Genomic DNA, 17,764 nt, shown 5'->3' with positions numbered 1-17,764 from the left:
CACCTCAGGCCATACTCTGGGGTTGAACGCCGTGGAGGGTGGAATGCTGAAGGGGACGCGAATCGTCGAGATCGAGGCGCTCGGGCCGGCGCCCTTCGCCGGCATGCTGCTCGCCGATCTCGGCGCCGATGTCATCGTCGTCCACCGCAAGCAGGCGCCCGTGCCGGGCCTGCCCGAACACTCGCTGCTCGATCGCGGCAAGCGCTCCATCGCGCTCGACCTCGGGGATGCCGGGGACGTCGCCCTGCTGATGCGCCTCGTCGCCACCGCCGACGGCCTGATCGAGGGATTCCGGCCCGGCGTCATGGAGCGTCTCGGCCTCGGCCCGGAGGCCTGCCTGGCGGTCAATCCAAGGCTGGTCTATGGCCGCATGACCGGCTGGGGCCAGGACGGCCCCCTCGCCCGCACCTCTGGCCATGATTTGAACTATACCGGCGTATCCGGCGCGCTCTGGTACGCCTCCCTGCCGGGCGAGCCGCCCATGGCGCCGCCGACGCTCACCGGCGACATAGGCGGCGGCGCGCTCTATCTGGTGATCGGTATGCTCGCCAGCATCATGAGCGCGCGTGCCGGCGGCCCAGGTACAGTGGTCGACGCGGCCATCGTCGACGGCTCGGCCCACATGATGAACCTGCTGATGGCGGTCGGCCAGTCCGGCGCGCTCGTCGCCGAACGCGGCAGAAGCCTTCTCGACGGACCGCATTGGTGCCGCGTCTACCGCACAGCCGATGGCGGTTTCATCAGCGTCCAGTGCCTCGAGCCGAAATTCTACGCGCTGTTCCTCGACAGGCTCGGCCTCGCCGCCGATCCGCAATTCGCCAGGCAGTTCGACCGCGATCTCTGGCCGGAACTCGGCAGCCGGCTGGCGGCGATATTTGCCGCAAGAAAGCGCGATGAATGGACCAGCCTGTTCGAAGGCTCCGACGCCTGCGTCTCCCCGGTGCTCAGCCCGTGGGAGGCGGCACGGCACCCGCACATGGCCGTGCGCGGTTCCTGGCTGACGGTGGACGGCGTCCTGCAGGCCGCCGCCGCTCCACGCTTTTCCGGATGGGCGCAAAAGACGCCGGGCAGAAGTCCAGCGCGCGGCGAACACGACGCCGAGATTCGTGCCGCGCTCGCGAACCCCTGGGCGTTCTGATCCGCTGGCCGGCCAAGCCACCAGGCCGGCCCCATCAAATATTGCTGAACTAGACCTGCTCCGATGGCGCTCTGGCTGCGAAACCGGCTAGAAGTGGTAGCTACCATTGCATATAATTAAATCAACTTGATTTGTTTTTATCGCAAAGTTCGTTGGTAACGTTCCCATGATCTCCAGGAAAGCCGTCTCCGGCACCAATCTCGAACAGGCCAAGTCGCACAACCGCCGGGTGGTGATCGAGGCGATTCGTACCAACGGCGCCTTGTCACGCGCGGCGATCGCGCGGCTGACCGCGCTCAGCACCCAGACCATTTCCAACATCGTCGAGGAACTCGAGACGGCCGAGCTGCTGCGCGCCGAGGCGACGCTCAAAGGCGCGCGCGGCCAGCCGGCAGTGCCCTATTCGATCAACCCCGATGGCGGTTACTCGATCGGCCTGCAGCTCGACCATCAGCTGGCGGTTGGCGTCATCACCGATCTCTCAGGCACGGTGCGGGCGCGTATCGAGCACCCCGTTGACCGCCCGACCCCGGCGCAGGCGATGCCGCTGCTTGCCGCGATTGCCGGCGACCTGATGCGCAAGTTTCGCTTCGACCGCCAGCGCCTGTTCGGCATCGGCGTGGCGATGCCAGGCCCCTTCGACGTCGAAGGCATGACCTCGGTCGGGCCAACCGCCCTGCCCGGCTGGCAGGATTTTCCGGTCGCCGACGAGCTCCAGCGGCTGACCGGCATTGCGGTGACGGTCGAGAACGACGCCACCGCCGCGGCAATCGGCGAGCGGCTCTATGGCGTTGCCCGCAACCTCGGCAGCTTCGTCTATCTGTTCATCGGCACCGGCCTGGGCGCTGGCCTGTTCCTTGACGGCCATCTCTACAAAGGCAGCCGCCACAATGCCGGCGAGATCGGCCACATGATCGTTAGGCCTGGCGGCCTGTCCTGCGGCTGCGGCAAGCGCGGCTGCCTGGAACGCTACGTATCGCTGCGGGCCGCCTATGATCGGCTCGACCTGCCTGACCCCGACCATGCCTCGCCCGATGTGCTGGAGGAACTGTTGGCGCAAGGAGACGATCGCCTCGAAGCCTGGATCGCAGATGCCGTCGATCCGCTGCGCCAGGCGATCGACGTGCTGGAACTGGCGCTCGATCCCGAAACCGTGGTGGTGGGTGGCTTCATGCCATTGCCGGTGATCGAGGCCCTCGTCGCCCGGCTCGAACCGCTGCATCTTTCGGTCAGTTCGACCAGAGCGCGGTCCACACCGCGCGTGCTGGTCGGCGCCGCCGGCAAGGACACCTCCGTGCTCGGCGCCGCCGCGCTGCCGATCTTTTCGGAGACCAACCCCCAGTTCGACGTGCTGCAGAAGCCACTCGGCTGATCCGCCGGGCCATTCCATGAAAAGCGTGGCACGGTCCTCCCCCTAGCGTCACAACGGAGGGGGCCTATGGCAATCCGTAGAGAACCGGCATCAGTCCGCAGAGCGCCTTGAAGCGCTCCCACGACTTGCGCTCCGGCTGCGTCCAGCCGGTTTCGGCAAGCGCCGAGAGGCGCGGAAACACCAGCCGGTCGAAGACGGCGCGGTCGGTCATCGGTTCCGACCAGATGCAGCATTGCACGCCGAGGAAATGTTTCTTCTGCGCCTCGCTCCAGCCTTGCACCGGATCGAAGCCGTAGAGTTTCTCGGGCGACGACCAGCCGGCCCAGGCGGCGCCCGGTTCCGACCATTCCTGGCTGTTGGCCATGTCGAGATAATAGACCTGGCCCGGATTGACGACCATGTCATAGCCCTCGCCGGCCAGCGCCGCCGAAACCTCGACATTGCGCCAGCCATTCAGATAGCACTTGTTCTTGTCGATGACATTGCCGTGTGCTGCCTCCTCCCAGCCGCCGGTGACGCAGCCGCGAGACGCAAGGAACGCTTGTACGCGCTTGAGGAACTGCGCCTGCAGCACCGCTGCCCCCGAGCCTTCGATCTCATCGGCGCCATGCGTGTTGGTGACCACGCCAAGCCGCCTGGCATGCGCCTTTGCCACCGCCTCGCCGCCGATCTCGGCAAGCCGGTGCAGCGCCTGCGGCGAACCCGACCAGGCGCCGATCGGCACCTCGTCGGCGCCGACATGAATGATCTTCGAGGGAAACAATTCGATAAGCTCGTCGAAGATCGTCTCCAGCACGCGGTAGGTTTCCTCGCGCGCCGGGTTGAGGCAGTTGTTGGGAAATCCCTGCACGGAAAAATACTCGCCATGCTCGCCGGGATCGCGCAGCCCGGGCAGCGCTTGCAGCATGGCGTAGCTGTGGCCGGGCACGTCGATCTCCGGCACCACCTCGATGCCGAGCCGTCCGGCCAGAGCGACGATGTTGCGGATGACCGGCTTGGTGTAATAGCCGCCGGACTTCTGCGGGCCCGAGCCCAGCAGCGGCGGGACCGGCAGGCCGTGACCACGCCAGGCGCCGATTTCGGTCAGTTGGGGATAGGCCGATATCTCGACCCGCCAGGCTTCGTCGTCCGACAGGTGCCAATGGAAACGGTTGAGCTTGTTCCAGGCCAGAAGCCTGAGGAATTTTTCGATTTCTGCCGAGGCGTAGAATTGCCGCGCCGCGTCGAGATGGCAGCCGCGCCAGCCAAGTGAGGGTTCGTCGCGGATTTCGCCGGCCGCCGGAAAGCGGAAGGTGCCGGGATGTTGTCCGGCGCCGCGCAGGATCTGTCCAAGCGTGATCAGCCCGTAGAGAAACCCCGTGCTCGTGGCCGCTGAAACCGTCGCGGCATCGGTGGAAAAGGTGATGGCATAGGCTTCCGGCGCGAAGCCGTCCCGTGGCGACATGATGACGGGGAAGCCGCCTTCCGCCGCCGGGCGAACGATCCCCTCGACGGGGAACAGGCTTGCGGTGAGGTCGGCAAAGGCCGTCGCTGCGGCGGTGGCCTCTTTGCCCTGCGGCCTCGGGTCGAGACCCGCGGGCGCCGGCATCGCGCCCGACACCTCGACCTTGCCTGGCCAGGGGATGACCGAAATCGAAACCGGCGCCACAGCGGGCACCGGATAGGGTTCGGCGCCGCGCCTGCGCACCGCATTGTCGCCGGCTGCCTTCGTCGGCTCGACCGAGATGCTCTGCGTGTTGCCGTCGGCGAGCACGAGATAGGCGCTGGTGGCGCCGTCGGTCCAGTGGCGCAGCGGATAGCTCAGGCCCCGCGCCGTCACCCTCCATGCAGTGCCCGGCTCGAGCACGAAGCCGTCCGGCGGCGCGAACGCGGCATGGTTGGACATCCGCTCGGTCAGCACACCGCCTTCAACCGTCGCGGCGGGATCGATCCGGCCCGGGCCGCTGATGCAGAGCCGGAAGTCTCGCAGTGGCTGGTGCGAAGCGTTGGTGAGTTTCAGCGAATAGGCCAGTTTCTGGCCGTCGCCCGGAGGCGTCCAGAAACTTTCCAGCCGCAGGGCAAGTGTCTCGGTCATGGCAATCTCGTGAGGTGAAAGGGTCAGGTCTTCAGCAGGCCGGCATAGATGCCGGGCTCCGAATTGGGGATCGGCGTCGCACCCACGGTGCGTTCGTAGAACTCGGACGGGCCGACATCGCCGATGATGGCGTAGGCATAGCCCATCGTCTTCAAGTCGAGCAGGGAGGCAAGCAGCAGCGCATGGCCGATGCCCTGGCCGCGCGCGGCCTCGTCGACACCTGTCGGGCCGAAGAAGCCACGGGCGATCGATTCATGGCAGGCAAAGCCCACGAGCTCCCCTGCCCGCGTCGCCAGGAAACAGGCCGGCGGCTGGCGCATGAAGGAGACGGCGGTTTCTCCCGCCCAGCCGGCACTGAAAGTCCGCCGCACCCAGCCCGTCACCAGTTCGTATTCCGGCGCCAACGCCCGGCGGACGGTGACACCGGTCTCGGCCAGGCGCTGGTCGAGCACCGGATCGGGTCCAAGCAGGGAAAGATTGACCAGATAGTCCATTCCAAAGATCCTGTTACGAAACCGCGCCGAGCGCACGGACGAAATGGTCCGAAGCCACCTGCTCCACGTCAGCCGAGGCCGGGCGTGATAGCCGCCGCATCTCCTCGGCATGGTTGAGGAAGCGGGCGCTGTCGCCCGGCACGAAAGGCCGGTCCGGATCGGGCACCGCCGAAAGCAGGAGCTGCGTGTAGGGGTGGCGCGGGTCGGCGATTACGGCTGACGTCGCGCCCCACTCCACCATCTGCCCGGCGAACATGACGATGATCTCCTCCGCCACGTGGGCGGCAGTGGCGATGTCGTGGGTGATGTAGAGCAGCGCCAGGTTCTTCTCGCGCTTGATACGGGCGAGCAGTTCCAGGATACCGAGCCGGATCGAGACGTCGAGCATCGAGGTCGGCTCGTCGGCAACCAGCACGTCCGGCTGCACGGCGAGCGCTCTGGCAATGTTGACGCGTTGGCGCTGGCCACCCGACAGCTCGTGCGGAAACTTGTGCGCCGTCAGCTCCGGATCAAGGCCGACATCGGCAAGTAGGTCCATCACGCCCTTGGTCAACGCTGCCTTGCCCCTGGCATGGCCGTGCAAAGCGAGCGGTCGGGCCAGGTGATGATGCACGGTGAACACCGGATTGAGCGAGGCGAACGGATCCTGGAACACCATCTGCACGGCGCGGCGGTAGGCCCGCTCCTCGTCGCCTGTTCCGGCTCGCGTCGCGTCGCGGCCACGAAAGGACAGCGTGCCCGCGGTCGGATGGTCCATGCGCGCGATGATGCGCGCGCACGTCGTCTTGCCGCAGCCGGATTCGCCGACCAGGGCGAGTGCCCGGCCGGGCCGCAGCGACAACGAGATGCCGCGCAGCGCCTGCACAAGGCCGAAGCTGCGTTCGATCTCGCTGAGTGCGATCACCGGCTCGGCGAGCACCGAGGGCAGCGCGTTCATGCCAAGGCCTCGCGCGCCCGCGCCGGCAGTTGCGGGATCGCGCCCCAGAGCTTGCGTGTGTATTCGTGCACCGGGGCATGGCTCACCTGACGGACATCGCCCACCTCGACCAGTTCGCCCTTCAGCATCACGCCGATGCGATGACAGAGCTGCGCCATCAGATGCAGATCGTGGGTGATGAACAGCACCGAGAAGCCGAGCGCGCGCTGCAGGTCGATCACCTGTTCGAGGATCTCGCGCTGCACCACCACGTCGAGCGCCGTCGTCGGCTCGTCCATGATGATCAGCTCGGGCTCCAGCGCCAGGCAAATGGCGATCACGATCCGCTGGCGCATGCCGCCGCTGAACTGGTGCGGATAGTCGGAAAGCCGGTTCGCAGGGATGCCGACCAGCTTGAACATCGCCTCGGCGCGGGCCCGCGACTGCTCCCGGATGGCGCCATTGTGCCGCCGCAGAACGTCGTGGAACTGCGCTTCCACCCGCATTAGCGGGTTGAGCGAATTCATTGCGCTCTGGAACACCATGCCGATGCGGCTCCAGCGCACCTTCTGCATCGCCGGCTCAGTGAGCTTCAACAGATCCTGGCCGTCGAGCAGGATCTCGCCGCCCGCTACCCAGGCCGGCGCCTTGGCCAGCCTGGTGATGGCATAGGCGATGGTGCTCTTGCCGCAGCCGGATTCGCCGGCGAGCCCGAACAGTTCCGAGCGGCCGATGTCGAACGAGACGTTCTTCACCGCGCGGAAGGCGCCCTTGTCGGTGAGATAGTCGACGCTGAGGTCGCGGATTTGCAGCAGGGGTCCGCTCACCGTGCGGTCTCCAGTTCACGCTTGCGCAGCCGTGTCAGCCGCAGCCATCGCGACAGCGCCGGCCCTGAGCGCAGCTGCGGGTTGGCGATCTCGTCGAAGGTGAAGTTGAGCAAGGCCAGCCCGAGCCCGACCAGCGCGATGCCGAGCGCCGGCGCGCCGATATCCCACCAGGCGCCGACGATGATCGCCGAGGAATTCTGCGCATTGTAGAGCATGGTGCCCCAGGTGACGTTGAGCGGATCGCCGAAGCCCAGATATTCGAGCGTCGTCTGCGCCACGATCGCATAGATGATCGAGCCGACAATGTTGATGCCGATCAGCGGCACGAGGTTGGGCAGGATCTCGACGAAGATGATGCGCCATGAAGGCTCGCCGACCATGCGTGCCGCGGTGATGAATTCACGGTTGCGCAACGCCATGGTCTGCGCGCGCGTCATGCGCGCGCCCCACGGCCAGGATGTCAGCGCGATGATCGTCATGATCGCCAACGGGCCGACCGTTCCGGCGAAGGAGGCGAGCAGGATCAGCAGCGGAATGTTGGGTATGACCAGCACCGCATTGGTGGCGAGATCGAGCGTTCCATCGATGCGGCCGCCGAAATAGCCTGATATGAGGCCGATTACCGTGCCGATCGCGGTGATGGCGAGGCCGGTGGCAAAGCCCACGGCAAGCGACGGCCGCGCACCCCAGACGAACTGGCTGTAGACGTCGCGGCCCATCTTCGTGGTGCCGAAATAATGCGAGACCGTCGGCGGCTGGTGCGAGCGCCCGACGCGCGCGGCCGGATCGGTCGGCGCCAGGATCGGCGCGAAAATCGCCATCAAGGCAAGGGATGCAATGATGATGAAGCCGGCCACCGCCTTCTTCTGGCGGAACAGGAGTTGCAGCCCGAACCTCATGCGCGCTCCTCCCTGATGCGCGGATCGACGATACCATAGATGATGTCGACCAGCAGATTGGCGCCAAGCGTGGCCAATGTCATCAACAGAAGCTGGCCCTGGATGACGGGATAGTCGCGCGCCACGCTCGCGGTGAACAGTGTCAGCCCGAGCCCGGGATAGTTGAAGACGATCTCGGTGACGATCGAGCCGCCGAAGACCGCGCCCAGCATCAGCGCCAGATTGGTCAGAACCGGCAGCATTGCGTTGCGCGCCGCGTATGAGAACATCACCGCCGTTTCCGACAGGCCCTTGGCGCGGCCCATGGTGACGTAGTCCTCGCCGAGCACCGAGATCATCGAGGAGCGCATCGTGGTCTGGAACTCGCCGATCATATACGGCGAGAGCGTCAGCACTGGCATGATGGCGTGCCAGAACACGCTGCCGAGGAAGGTGAAGTTGAAACCGGGATCGAGATCCGGATTATACGCGTAGCCGACTGGGAACCAGCGCAGCGTCACACCGAAGGTGAACAGCGTGGCCAAGGCGATGATGACCGGCGGGATCGCGATCAGCACGACAGAAAACGGCGAGACGAACGCATCGAAACGTCCGCCCCGCCGCCAGGCTGCCACCGCGCCGAGGGAGACACCGACGCAGAGGGAAAAGACGATGGCGCAGGTGACCAGAAGTGCTGTCCAGCCGGCCGAGCGGGCGAGCACCTGGGTGACCGTCTGCGGATAGTATTTTACCGAGACGCCGAGGTCGAAGGTCGCCAGCCCCTTGATATAGTCGACGAACTGCAACCAGACAGGCTGCTCGACGGCGCCGAAGCGGGCCTTGATCGCCTCGACCGCCGCCGGTGTCGCGCGCGGACCGAGTTGCGCGATCATCGAGTCCACCGGACTCCCAGGCATCAGCCTGGGAAGGGTGAAGTTGACGATGATCGCAAACAGGAAGGCGACGAAGTAGACACCCAGCCGCCTAAGTGGAATCCGCATCGCGATTGCCCTGCCGGCCGGGTTACTGCGCGGGCTTCAGGCGCAGCAGATGCATCAACCGCATGCGGTTGTTGTCGTGGTTCTCCGGGTTCATCACCGGCTCGTCCTTGGTCACCCAGCCGGTGAAGCGCTTGCTTGAATACTGGTACCATGTCGGGCCGTTGAACACCGGAACGACCGGAAAGTCGTCGGCGATGATCATCTGCACCTGGTCGAACAGCTTCTTGCGCTCCTCATCCGTGGTCGCCTTGCGGTAGGCGTCGAACACCTTGTCGAGTTCAGGATTGGAGTAGCGCGAGTCCGCGTGGACGATGCGCCCGGCGAATGCCGTCGACAGCGTCTGGTAGTAGCCGCGGAACGGTGTCGGCCCATCGGGGCGCGAGTTCATGACGGCGTCGAACGACCCGTCCAGGAGTTGCTTCTGCCACTGCTCATATTCCGGCGTGGCGACGGAGGCATTGACGCCGATCTTGCGCAAGCCCTCGGTGGCGATCTGCACGGCGTCGATCCAGTCGGTCCAGCCGTTCGGCACGATAATGACGAAGGCAATCGGTTGGCCCTTCGGCGTGGTGCGGAAACCGTCGGCGCCCTTTTTGTAGCCGGCATCGTCAAGCACCTTGTTGGCCTTGTCGATGTCGTAGGTCATCCAGACATCCTTGTCGCCCTCGGCGGCCTTGTTGCGCCAGGAGTCGAAGCGTGGCGGCAGGCCGCTGGCATGCAGATTGACCACGGGATAGCCGAAGCCGGCAATGTCGACCATCGAGGTGCGGTCCATGGCGAGGCTGAAGGCGTGACGGAAATTGATGTCGTTGAACGCTTCAAAATTGCCCGGCTTGTTGGTCTTCAGATTCATCTCGTAGGCGATGGTCTCGGCCGGCGGCTGCCAGTAACCATTGTGATCCTTGTCGAGCGCGACATAGGTCTTGTCGATCTCCGGCAGGAACGAGCCGATCCAGTCCATTTCGCCTTGCGGCAGCAGCGCCAGCATCTGGTCATTACCGGAGATCTGCGGCAGTTTCAGGCAGTCGACATGCAGGTCGGCTGCGTCCCAGTAATTCGGGTTGCGGCACTGCTCATAGACCTGCGGCGTGAAGCGGCGGATCTCGGTCATCGGCCCCGAGCCGACCGGCTTCTCGTTCTTGAAGGCGAGCGGGTCCTTGATATCCTTCCAGATGTGCTCGGGCACGACCGGAAAATCGGCCAGCGATTCCGGGAAGTGGGTGTCGACGCCCTTGAGGTCGATCTTGACCTCCGTCGGTGACGGCGCCTCGACCGAAGCCACGCTTTCACCTACGCCGACGATGTCGACGGCCGGGTTCTTGAGCATCAGTTCGAGCGTGTATTTCATGTCGGCCGAGGTCAGCGGCTGACCGTCGGACCATTTGACGCCGTCGCGCAGCGTGTAGGTGATCGACTTCAGATCGTCGGAGAATTTATAGCCCGTCGCCAGCCGGAAGATCGGCTTGCCGCTGTCATAATCGTTGAAGATGACCAGCGGCTCGTAGACGAAATCCATCGTGCTCTGGCGCCGCCCGCCGAGATCGAACGGGTTGAAGTTCTGCACCCAGCTCGTCTGTTCCTCGATATGCATGGCGAGCACGGATTCGGCGGCCGCGGGCCGCGTCACGCAGACAAAGGCCGATGAAACCGCCACCGCGCCAGCAAGCGCGAACAGCAGCCGGCGGCTGATCGCGCCGCCCGCGAAAGCGGCCGCACGCATTGAACCCTGCGCCTCTGGTGATTGTACGAGACCCAGCATCTTTCTCCTCCCTGAGCAGACTGGTCATGATGTAAATCAAATTGATTTAATCGCAGGCCAATGCGGGCGTCAACCCTTGTCCCTGACATCCGCACAGGGTCGCGCCACTGCAGCCGCCCGAAGGCCTGGCCACCGTCGCAAGACAGCCTGCGCCTCCTGAATGCGTCCCACCGCGCCGGTGGACGCCGCCACTGTGTCCGTAAGTCTTCGTGAGGAGATCGGCCTATGTGCGCCGAAAGCAGATCAGCCGATCATTTCCCGCAATGATGGTCGTTGATCTTGTTCAAAGCATTCGCATCCGGCCCGACCCGGTCGTAGGAACACGCGCCCGCGGCTGTCGTGAACAGTTGCTGGTCGTAGTAGCGCGGACCGCCGAAGAGGAAGCCGATGAGATCGTCATCGGCGGGAACATAGCGTTCCGGCTCGGCCTGATGGTGGCGATGCTTGCTCCCGGCGGATGCCGACGCGGACATGCCACAGGCCATCGCCACGGCAAGAGCGCAGATCGCAAACCGTTTCGTCGTCATCGGCAACACCCTCCTGGCCATTCGCATGTCCTATATAGGCAAAATCGGCAGGCGAAACAAAGGTTCCCTGCCCGTGCGCGTCACCGCGCCGCCACACCCCTCAGTCGGTCTGGATCCAGACCGACTTCGTCTCCAGATACTCGTGCAGATGTTCGATGCCGCCCTCGCGGCCATAGCCGGACATCTTCATGCCGCCGAACGGCACCGCCGGGTCGATGGCATGGTACATGTTGACCCACACCGAGCCGGCCTTGATGCGGCGCGCCAGCTTGTGCGCGGTGCCGAGATGGCTGGTGAAGACACCGGCCGCCAGCCCATAGGGCGTCGCATTGGCGCGCGCCACAGCCTCATCGAGCGTGTCGAACGGCATGGCGGAAATGACTGGCCCGAAAATCTCCTCCCGCGCAATGGTCATCTTGTCCGATACCGAACCGAAGACGGTCGGCGCGATGAAATTGCCGCCATCGTAGAGCGCGCCCGTCAGCCGCGAGCCACCGGCGACCAGATCGGCGCCTTCGTCGCTGCCGGCCTTGATGTAGCCCTCCACCTTGCCGGCCTGCCTGGCATTGATGAGCGGCCCGATCTCGGTCTCCGCCTCGATGCCGTGGCCGATGCGCAGCCTGCCGGCGAACTCGGCGACACGGCGCACGAATTCGTCATGGATTTCGCGCGCCACGAACAGCCGCGAGCCGGCGATGCAGATCTGGCCCGAATGCACGAACACCGCCATCGCCGCGACCGGAACGGCCTTGTCGATATCGGCGTCGCGGCAGACGATAACAGGCGACTTGCCGCCGAGCTCCAGCGAAACGCGCTTGAGGTTGGCCACGCCTGCCCGCGCGATCGCCTGCCCTGTCAGCGTCGAGCCGGTGAAGACGATCTTGTTGACGTCGGGATGTTCGGCGAGCCGCGCGCCGGCCTCCGCCCCTGTGCCGGTGACGATGTTGACGACGCCGTCGGGCACGCCGGCCTCCTGCATCAGCCGCGCGATCAGAAGCGGCGTCAGCGACGCATCCTCGGAAGGTTTCAGCACGATGGTGCAGCCCGTGGCGAGCGCCGGGGCGATCTTCCAGATCGAGGCGGCTGTCGGCGCGTTCCAGGGAATGATCGCACCGACGACGCCGACCGGCTCGCGCCTTGTGAAGGAGACGATCTCGCCGGGAATGGAATTGTCGATCGCCTCGCCATGCAGCGCCGTCGCCATGCCGCCATAGAAGCGCAGCATGCCGATGACACGGCGCCGGTTGGCCAGCGTGCGGGTGATCGGCAGCCCCATGTCGAGCGTGTCGGAAACGCTGAGCTCTTCCCAATGCGTCTCGAACAGATCGGCGATGCGCAACAGCACGCACTGCCGCTCATAGGGCGAGAATTTCGACCATGGGCCTTCGAAGGCCGCGCGTGCGGCGGCCACCGCTGCATCGATGTCGGCGGCCCCGCCGCGCGGCACCGTCGCCAGCACCTCGCCCGTCGCCGGGTTGAGCGCCTGCATCACCTCACCGGACTGTGCCGCGACCCACTTGCCGCCGATGAACATCGGCCGGAATTCGCCGTGGTAGAGCGTCGCGGCCTTCGCCCTCGGGTCGAAATTCAGCGTCATCTCTTCCTCCTCACGAACTCCGCCGCGACTATTACTCCCGGCGCGGTCGACCTCAACAAGGAAAGGTGGGCTTCATTCAGGACGTCGAGCACGGCAAGCGTCGCCCGAGCGGCTGTCGGAAGCCGGCACCGCTCGCACCGCGAAAGAAGGATGGTTCAGTCGAAGAAGCCCGCATCCTCTTCGCTGAGATACTTCCTGGCGGCTTCGGCGTCGATATCGAGCCCCAGGCCAGGCGCTTCCAGCAGGTCCACCATGCTGTCCCTGACGATCTGCGCCGGCAGGCCGATCACCAGATCCTCCCACCACGGGTCCGAGGCGCTCGGATATTCGAACGCCACGTAATTTGCCGGCAAGGTGGCGCAGACGTTGATCAACGCGCCAAGGCCGAGCAGCCCGTTCGCGGTGCCGTGCGGCGCCATCAGGATCGAGTGCATATAGGCATGCTCGGCGACCCATTTGAGCTCGGCGATGCCGCCGATATCCGCCGGATCGGGACCGATGACCCGGACCGCCTGCGTCTCGATCAGTTCCTTGAAATTGTGCCTGAGGTAGATCTGCTCGCCGGTATGGATCGGCGTCGATGTGGAGGTGGTCAGCTCGCGATAGGCCTGCGGATTGACCCACGGCACATAGTCGCCGGTCAGCATGTCCTCGAGCCACATCAAATTGTACTTCTCGACCGCGCGGGCGAACTTGATCGCATCGGGCAGCATCCAGCCCGGGCCGCAGTCGAGCGCCAGGCTGACCTTGTCGCCCAGCACTTCCTTCATCGCGATCACACAGTCGAGCATGTGATTGAAACCGCGCTCGCTGATCACGCCCTGATCCATGGCGCCGTGATAGCCGGCCTTCTTCTGCGTCACGCCGTAATGGAAGCCCTCGACGGTGTCCTTCATGTTGGAATGGAACGAGATTCCCTGCTTGACCATGAAGAAGTTCTGCGGCTGCTCCATCATCCATTTGACGTCGGCGGCGTAATCCTCCGGCCGGTCGCCGGCGCGCTTCCGGCGGATCGAGCCGTTGTAGACGCGCACCTTGTCGCGTACCTTGCCGCCAAGCAGCTTGTAGACCGGCACGCCCGCCGCCTTGCCGGCGATGTCCCATAAGGCATGCTCGATGGCGGAGACGGCGGCGCCATAGGGCTTGAACGAGCCGCGCTGGCGGATCTTCAGCATCACCCGCTCGACGTCGGTCGGGTCCTCGCCGATCAGCGCCTCGCGGAAATGCAGCACAAAGGGCTTGAGGTAGGTCTTGGTGAACTCGACCTCGCCAAGGCCATAGAGGCCCTCATCGGTCACGATGCGGACGATGGGGTGCTTGCCGATGACGGCGCAGCGCAGGTCGGTGATCTTCATGGCGCAGCCCTATTTCACGGACGAGAAAGCTGTCGGCGTGAGCAGCTGGCTGCTGATATTGGCAACGATCTGCCCGTCGCGCTCAGACTCCTCCCGGGCCTTGTGCCATACCGGATCGGTGACGAAAGCCGCCCATTTCGCCTCACGCTCGGCCAGCGATTGCCAGGCGAGGAAATAGGTGAGGCGATTGCTGTTTTCGCCGATCGCCGTGGTGAAAAACCCGGCCTGGCGGATGCCATGCCTCTCCCAGATGGCCAGCGTTTGCTCGGAAAAGCGCTTGAGCAAAGCCGGCAGCCTGCCCGGCAGGCAGTCATAGATACGCAATTCGTAGATCATGGTTTCGTCCGTTTCTTTCTTCGCCTGGGAGAGGTCGACACGAATGGTCGGTCGTTGGCCCTGTGAGCCATGGGGGAATGATGGCAGGTGGTCTGGGCTAACTCCAAGTCCGGTCCCAGCTATATTCATTGTCCCAGTGCTCGGTGGATTGCCATATCCCCGTGACACCGGGCTGCAGATGCTGGCTGATCACCTCGTCGACCACATCGTCTATGCCCAGCCCCGGTTTGTCGGGCACTGTGATGAAGCCGTCCTTGACGAGCGGCTTGGGCAGGCCGGTGACGATGTCGTCCCACCAGTCGACATCGGCGGAGTGGTATTCGAGCGCCATGAAGTTCTCGGTCGCGGTGGCGACATGCGCGGCGGCCATCGCGGCGATCGGACTTTCGGCCATGTGGATCGCCATGGCGACGCCGTGGTCCTGCGCCATGTCGCCGATCTTCTTGGTCTCCAGAATGCCCCCGCTGGTGAGCAGGTCCGGGTGGATGACGGAGAGGCCGCCGCTCTTGAGCAGAGGTTCGAAGCCCTCCTTGAGGTAGATATCCTCGCCGGTGCAGATCGGCACCGTGGTGGCCTGCTGCAGCTGCCGGTACTGCTCGGTATATTGCCAGGGGATCACGTCCTCCAGCCAGGCAGGCACATATTTCTCGATACGACGCGACAGGCGTATGCCGTCCTGCAGCGAAATATGGCCGACATGGTCGATGGCGAGCGGAATCTCGTATCCGATCACCTCGCGGACCTCGTGGATATACTGCTCGAGCAGGTCGATCCCCTTTTCGGTGAAATGCAGGCCCGTGAACGGGTGCTGCACGTTCTGCGCGTCATAGGCGAGATTGCGGGCCTTGCGCTCCTCCAGCGTGCCGCCACGGCCGCGCGGGTCGGCATGAAACCCTTCGAGCGCGCCGGCGGGCGCGGCCACGGCGCCCGGGACATGGGCGATCTGCATCAAGCCCAAATCCATCTTGAGGAAGGTGAAACCGCGGTCCATGCGCTGCTTGAGGCGCTTTCCGGTTTCGGTGCCGCTCGGTTTCTCGGCATCGGTATCGCAATAGACGCGCACCTGATCGCGGAACTTGCCGCCGAGCATCTGGTAGACGGGAACGCCATAGGCCTTGCCGGCGAGATCCCACAGCGCGATCTCGACCGCCGACACGCCGCCGCCTTGCCGGCCATGGCCGCCGAACTGCTTGATGCGGCGAAACAGGCGATCGATGTCGCAAGGGTTCTCGCCAAGCAGCCGGCTTTTCAGCATCAGCGCATAGGTGGCGCTGGCGCCGTCACGCACCTCGCCAAGCCCGACAATGCCCTGGTTGGTATAGATCTTGAGCAGCGCCGAGGTGAATGGCGCGCCGACGATTTCGGCCACCCGCATGTCGGTGATGCGAAGGTCGGATGGCCTGGAATTGGCGTTGACCCGATTGAGAGCCTCGCCGGCTCCTCCCGTCTTTGGCATGATTTGTCCTCGTTCTGGTTGGAAGCTTGTCGCTCCCCGAGCGGCGGCCAGCATCGAGCCTGGCTAACTCAGCTCGATCTCATGGGCTTGCAGGTAATCGCGGTTCATCTCGACACCGAGACCAGACTTCGACGTCAGCTTGAGGCTGCCGTTCGAAACATCGAGCGGTCTGTCGATGAGATGATCGTACTTGCCCAGGTTCCACTCCGACGTTTCGAGCTTGTAGAAGTTCGGAACGGTCATCATCACCTGCGCCCCCGCGACCACGTTGATCGGCCCGGCGGCGTCATGCGGCGAGACCGGGATGTAGTAGGCCTCGCACAGGGCGGAAATCTTCTTCAGTTCGGTAATGCCGCCGGTCCAGGTGACGTCAGGCATGATGTAGTCGGCGAGCTTGTTCTCGAGCACCGGTACGAAATCCCATTTCGTGTGGCCGCGCTCGCCCCAGGAGATCGGGGCGCTGACCTTGTCGCGCACCTGCTTGAGGGCGTTGAGGCTCTCGGGCGGACAGGGCTCCTCGAACCAGTCGATCTGGCCGGCTTCCTCGAGGCTGCGGCAGAGGCGAATGGCGGTGGGAACGTCGAAGCGGCCATGCGCATCGATGAGGATGTCGACGTCGGGACCCGCCGTTTCGCGGATCAGGGCCGTGAGTTCGGCCGCTTCGCGCTCGTCCTTGCGGGTCATGCCGCCATCGAGATAGCCGTCCCGCTGTTCACGCGACATGCCGTCCGAGGTGCGGCCCTGGTGGGGGAACGGATCGAATTTGAGCCCGGTGTGCCCGGATTCGACAATATCGCGAATTTCGCGGACCACGGCCTCCTTGCTGGTGAATTTGGCCTGGTCGGGATGGGTGTAGAGCGCGATTTCATCGCGCACCGGGCCGCCCAGCAGTTCGTAGATCGGCTTGCCTAGGACTTTGCCGCGGATATCCCAGAGGGCTATGTCGATGGCGCTCACGCATTCGACGGCGGCGCCGCGGCTGCCCATATAGGTGAAGCTGCGGAAAATCTTGTGCCACAGATGCTCGATGCGCGCCGGATCCTCGCCGGTCACGGCGGCGCCGATCTGCCGCAGGATCGTGCAGAGCGCACGGTTGGCCAGCTTTGTCGTGGTTGTGATCTCGCCCCAGCCACTCACGCCTTCGTCTGTCGTCACTTCGACGAACAGGTACTCTCCCCAGTAAGATGCATCGGATTTGATCAGCCACGGCCGAATGCTCGTGATTTTCATCTCTTGACTACCCTTATCTGGAATGAACCGAAGAGCGGTGTTCCGGGCCAGTTGTTCTACCCTGCCCGAGCGGCGTTGCGCGCGCGCATGTGTTCGAGGACATGCCGTCCGGAACCCTCGACATGGCGTGCAATGAGTTCGGCTGCCTCGTCGGCATTTCCCGCCTTCACATGAGCGATGAGCTCGCGGTGCTCGCGAATGATCGCGGCACGCCGGGCGAGTGTGAAATTGAAGCGCCGGCTCACGGCTCGCAGCACCTCGCGATGCTTCCACCAAAGCTCGGCGGCATGGCGGTTGTAGTGCCGCTGGTACATCACGGTGTGGAAGGCGGTGTCCAGCTCGCTGTGCCTGAACGTGTCGGCAAAGTTGTTCTCTTCGATCAGGCCCTGAAGACGTTCGAGTTCGGCGATGTCCTCGTCGGTGGCCATGTTCACGAACCATCGCGTCAGGGCCGGCTCGATGAGGACGCCGATCTCGTAGATGTCCCGGACAAAATCCTGGTCTATGGGCCGCACGCGCGCCCCGCGGTTTGGGAGAAAGGTGACAAAGCCTTCCCCGCGCAACAGTTGCAGGGCCTCGCGCACGGGATTGGTCGAGGTGCCGTGGCGCCGGGCCAGATCGGTCACCACAAGCCGCTCGTTGGCGGCGAGCCGCCCCTCGATGATGTCCTCCCTGATCAGCTCATAAAGCGAGGCGCCCTCGCTCGACGCGCCGAGAGGATCGATCCCCTCGGGTGGCTCTGCTTTGAATTCCCGCGTTTCGGCCAAGGCCGCCCCCTTCCATGAATACACGCCTTTCTCGATA

At 64.6% G+C, this 17,764-nt stretch carries 16 protein-coding genes; 2 read left to right on the top strand and 14 right to left on the bottom strand.

The features are described 5' to 3' along the window. Positions 1–43 precede the first annotated feature (43 nt). Positions 44–1,138 carry a CaiB/BaiF CoA transferase family protein gene (locus JG746_RS13035; RefSeq protein ID WP_202358497.1) on the top strand — a complete coding sequence of 365 codons (1,095 nt, stop codon included), beginning with the start codon at positions 44–46 and terminating at the stop codon, positions 1,136–1,138. Positions 1,139–1,304: 166 nt separating this feature from the next. Then, entirely contained in the window at positions 1,305–2,510 is a 1,206-nt protein-coding gene (locus tag JG746_RS13030; RefSeq protein ID WP_202358496.1) for an ROK family transcriptional regulator, read from the top strand. Positions 2,511–2,574: 64 nt separating this feature from the next. On the opposite strand, the gene JG746_RS13025 is transcribed toward JG746_RS13030, so the two are convergent. From JG746_RS13025 to JG746_RS12960, 14 genes are all read right to left on the bottom strand, one after another. After that, a complete protein-coding gene (locus JG746_RS13025) occupies positions 2,575–4,584 on the bottom strand; it encodes a beta-N-acetylhexosaminidase (RefSeq protein ID WP_202358495.1) in 2,010 nt (669 codons plus the stop codon). Positions 4,585–4,607: 23 nt separating this feature from the next. After that, positions 4,608–5,078, bottom strand: coding sequence for a GNAT family N-acetyltransferase (locus JG746_RS13020; protein ID WP_202358494.1), 471 nt, complete (start codon positions 5,076–5,078; stop codon positions 4,608–4,610). A gap of 13 nt (positions 5,079–5,091) precedes the next feature. Then, positions 5,092–6,015 (bottom strand): ABC transporter ATP-binding protein, encoded by a 924-nt coding sequence (locus JG746_RS13015; RefSeq protein WP_202358493.1) that lies wholly within the window; start codon positions 6,013–6,015, stop codon positions 5,092–5,094. Continuing rightward, positions 6,012–6,821 carry an ABC transporter ATP-binding protein gene (locus JG746_RS13010; protein WP_202358492.1) on the bottom strand — a complete coding sequence of 270 codons (810 nt, stop codon included), beginning with the start codon at positions 6,819–6,821 and terminating at the stop codon, positions 6,012–6,014. Before JG746_RS13010 ends, JG746_RS13015 begins: the two co-directional genes overlap by 4 nt. Then, on the bottom strand, positions 6,818–7,720 hold the full coding sequence (locus tag JG746_RS13005) for an ABC transporter permease (RefSeq protein ID WP_202358491.1): 903 nt from the start codon (positions 7,718–7,720) through the stop codon (positions 6,818–6,820). Before JG746_RS13005 ends, JG746_RS13010 begins: the two co-directional genes overlap by 4 nt. After that, the gene (locus tag JG746_RS13000) at positions 7,717–8,700 is read right to left on the bottom strand and encodes an ABC transporter permease (protein WP_202358490.1); all 984 of its coding nucleotides are present in this window, start codon (positions 8,698–8,700) and stop codon (positions 7,717–7,719) included. The genes JG746_RS13005 and JG746_RS13000 overlap by 4 nt, the downstream gene beginning before the upstream one ends. Positions 8,701–8,722: 22 nt before the next feature. After that, entirely contained in the window at positions 8,723–10,420 is a 1,698-nt protein-coding gene (locus JG746_RS12995; RefSeq protein ID WP_202359339.1) for an ABC transporter substrate-binding protein, read from the bottom strand. A 290-nt stretch (positions 10,421–10,710) separates the two neighbouring features. Further along, a complete protein-coding gene (locus JG746_RS12990; protein WP_202359338.1) occupies positions 10,711–10,986 on the bottom strand; it encodes a hypothetical protein in 276 nt (91 codons plus the stop codon). A gap of 100 nt (positions 10,987–11,086) precedes the next feature. Then, a complete protein-coding gene (locus JG746_RS12985; protein ID WP_202358489.1) occupies positions 11,087–12,583 on the bottom strand; it encodes an aldehyde dehydrogenase family protein in 1,497 nt (498 codons plus the stop codon). A 155-nt stretch (positions 12,584–12,738) separates the two neighbouring features. Further along, positions 12,739–13,938: a mandelate racemase/muconate lactonizing enzyme family protein gene (locus tag JG746_RS12980; RefSeq protein ID WP_202358488.1), complete on the bottom strand. Its 1,200-nt coding sequence runs from the start codon at positions 13,936–13,938 to the stop codon at positions 12,739–12,741. Between the two features lie 9 nt (positions 13,939–13,947). Beyond that, on the bottom strand, positions 13,948–14,274 hold the full coding sequence (locus tag JG746_RS12975; RefSeq protein ID WP_202358487.1) for an NIPSNAP family protein: 327 nt from the start codon (positions 14,272–14,274) through the stop codon (positions 13,948–13,950). Positions 14,275–14,371: 97 nt separating this feature from the next. Next, positions 14,372–15,730, bottom strand: a complete 1,359-nt coding sequence (locus tag JG746_RS12970) for a mandelate racemase/muconate lactonizing enzyme family protein (protein ID WP_202358486.1) — start codon at positions 15,728–15,730, stop codon at positions 14,372–14,374. 63 nt (positions 15,731–15,793) lie between these two features. Next, entirely contained in the window at positions 15,794–16,960 is a 1,167-nt protein-coding gene (locus JG746_RS12965; RefSeq protein WP_202358485.1) for a mandelate racemase/muconate lactonizing enzyme family protein, read from the bottom strand. A 56-nt stretch (positions 16,961–17,016) separates the two neighbouring features. Beyond that, positions 17,017–17,727: a GntR family transcriptional regulator gene (locus JG746_RS12960; protein ID WP_096455061.1), complete on the bottom strand. Its 711-nt coding sequence runs from the start codon at positions 17,725–17,727 to the stop codon at positions 17,017–17,019. Positions 17,728–17,764: the final 37 nt, after the last annotated feature.

The sequence above is a fragment of the Mesorhizobium sp. 113-3-3 genome (assembly GCF_016756495.1).
Taxonomy (GTDB): Bacteria; Pseudomonadota; Alphaproteobacteria; order Rhizobiales; family Rhizobiaceae; genus Mesorhizobium.
The sequence above is the reverse complement of the archived record's forward strand: the minus strand, read 5'-3'. Positions and strand labels throughout refer to the sequence as shown.

Coding starts and splice junctions, on each gene's coding strand:
- JG746_RS13000 (WP_202358490.1), bottom strand. CDS start 8,700: ATGCGGATTCCACTTAGGCGGCTGGGTGTCTACTTCGTCGCCTTCCTG.
- JG746_RS12970 (WP_202358486.1), bottom strand. CDS start 15,730: ATGCCAAAGACGGGAGGAGCCGGCGAGGCTCTCAATCGGGTCAACGCC.
- JG746_RS12985 (WP_202358489.1), bottom strand. CDS start 12,583: ATGACGCTGAATTTCGACCCGAGGGCGAAGGCCGCGACGCTCTACCAC.
- JG746_RS12965 (WP_202358485.1), bottom strand. CDS start 16,960: ATGAAAATCACGAGCATTCGGCCGTGGCTGATCAAATCCGATGCATCT.
- JG746_RS12975 (WP_202358487.1), bottom strand. CDS start 14,274: ATGATCTACGAATTGCGTATCTATGACTGCCTGCCGGGCAGGCTGCCG.
- JG746_RS12995 (WP_202359339.1), bottom strand. CDS start 10,420: ATGCGTGCGGCCGCTTTCGCGGGCGGCGCGATCAGCCGCCGGCTGCTG.
- JG746_RS12990 (WP_202359338.1), bottom strand. CDS start 10,986: ATGACGACGAAACGGTTTGCGATCTGCGCTCTTGCCGTGGCGATGGCC.
- JG746_RS13035 (WP_202358497.1), top strand. CDS start 44: ATGCTGAAGGGGACGCGAATCGTCGAGATCGAGGCGCTCGGGCCGGCG.
- JG746_RS13020 (WP_202358494.1), bottom strand. CDS start 5,078: ATGGACTATCTGGTCAATCTTTCCCTGCTTGGACCCGATCCGGTGCTC.
- JG746_RS13015 (WP_202358493.1), bottom strand. CDS start 6,015: ATGAACGCGCTGCCCTCGGTGCTCGCCGAGCCGGTGATCGCACTCAGC.
- JG746_RS13005 (WP_202358491.1), bottom strand. CDS start 7,720: ATGAGGTTCGGGCTGCAACTCCTGTTCCGCCAGAAGAAGGCGGTGGCC.
- JG746_RS12980 (WP_202358488.1), bottom strand. CDS start 13,938: ATGAAGATCACCGACCTGCGCTGCGCCGTCATCGGCAAGCACCCCATC.
- JG746_RS13025 (WP_202358495.1), bottom strand. CDS start 4,584: ATGACCGAGACACTTGCCCTGCGGCTGGAAAGTTTCTGGACGCCTCCG.
- JG746_RS13030 (WP_202358496.1), top strand. CDS start 1,305: ATGATCTCCAGGAAAGCCGTCTCCGGCACCAATCTCGAACAGGCCAAG.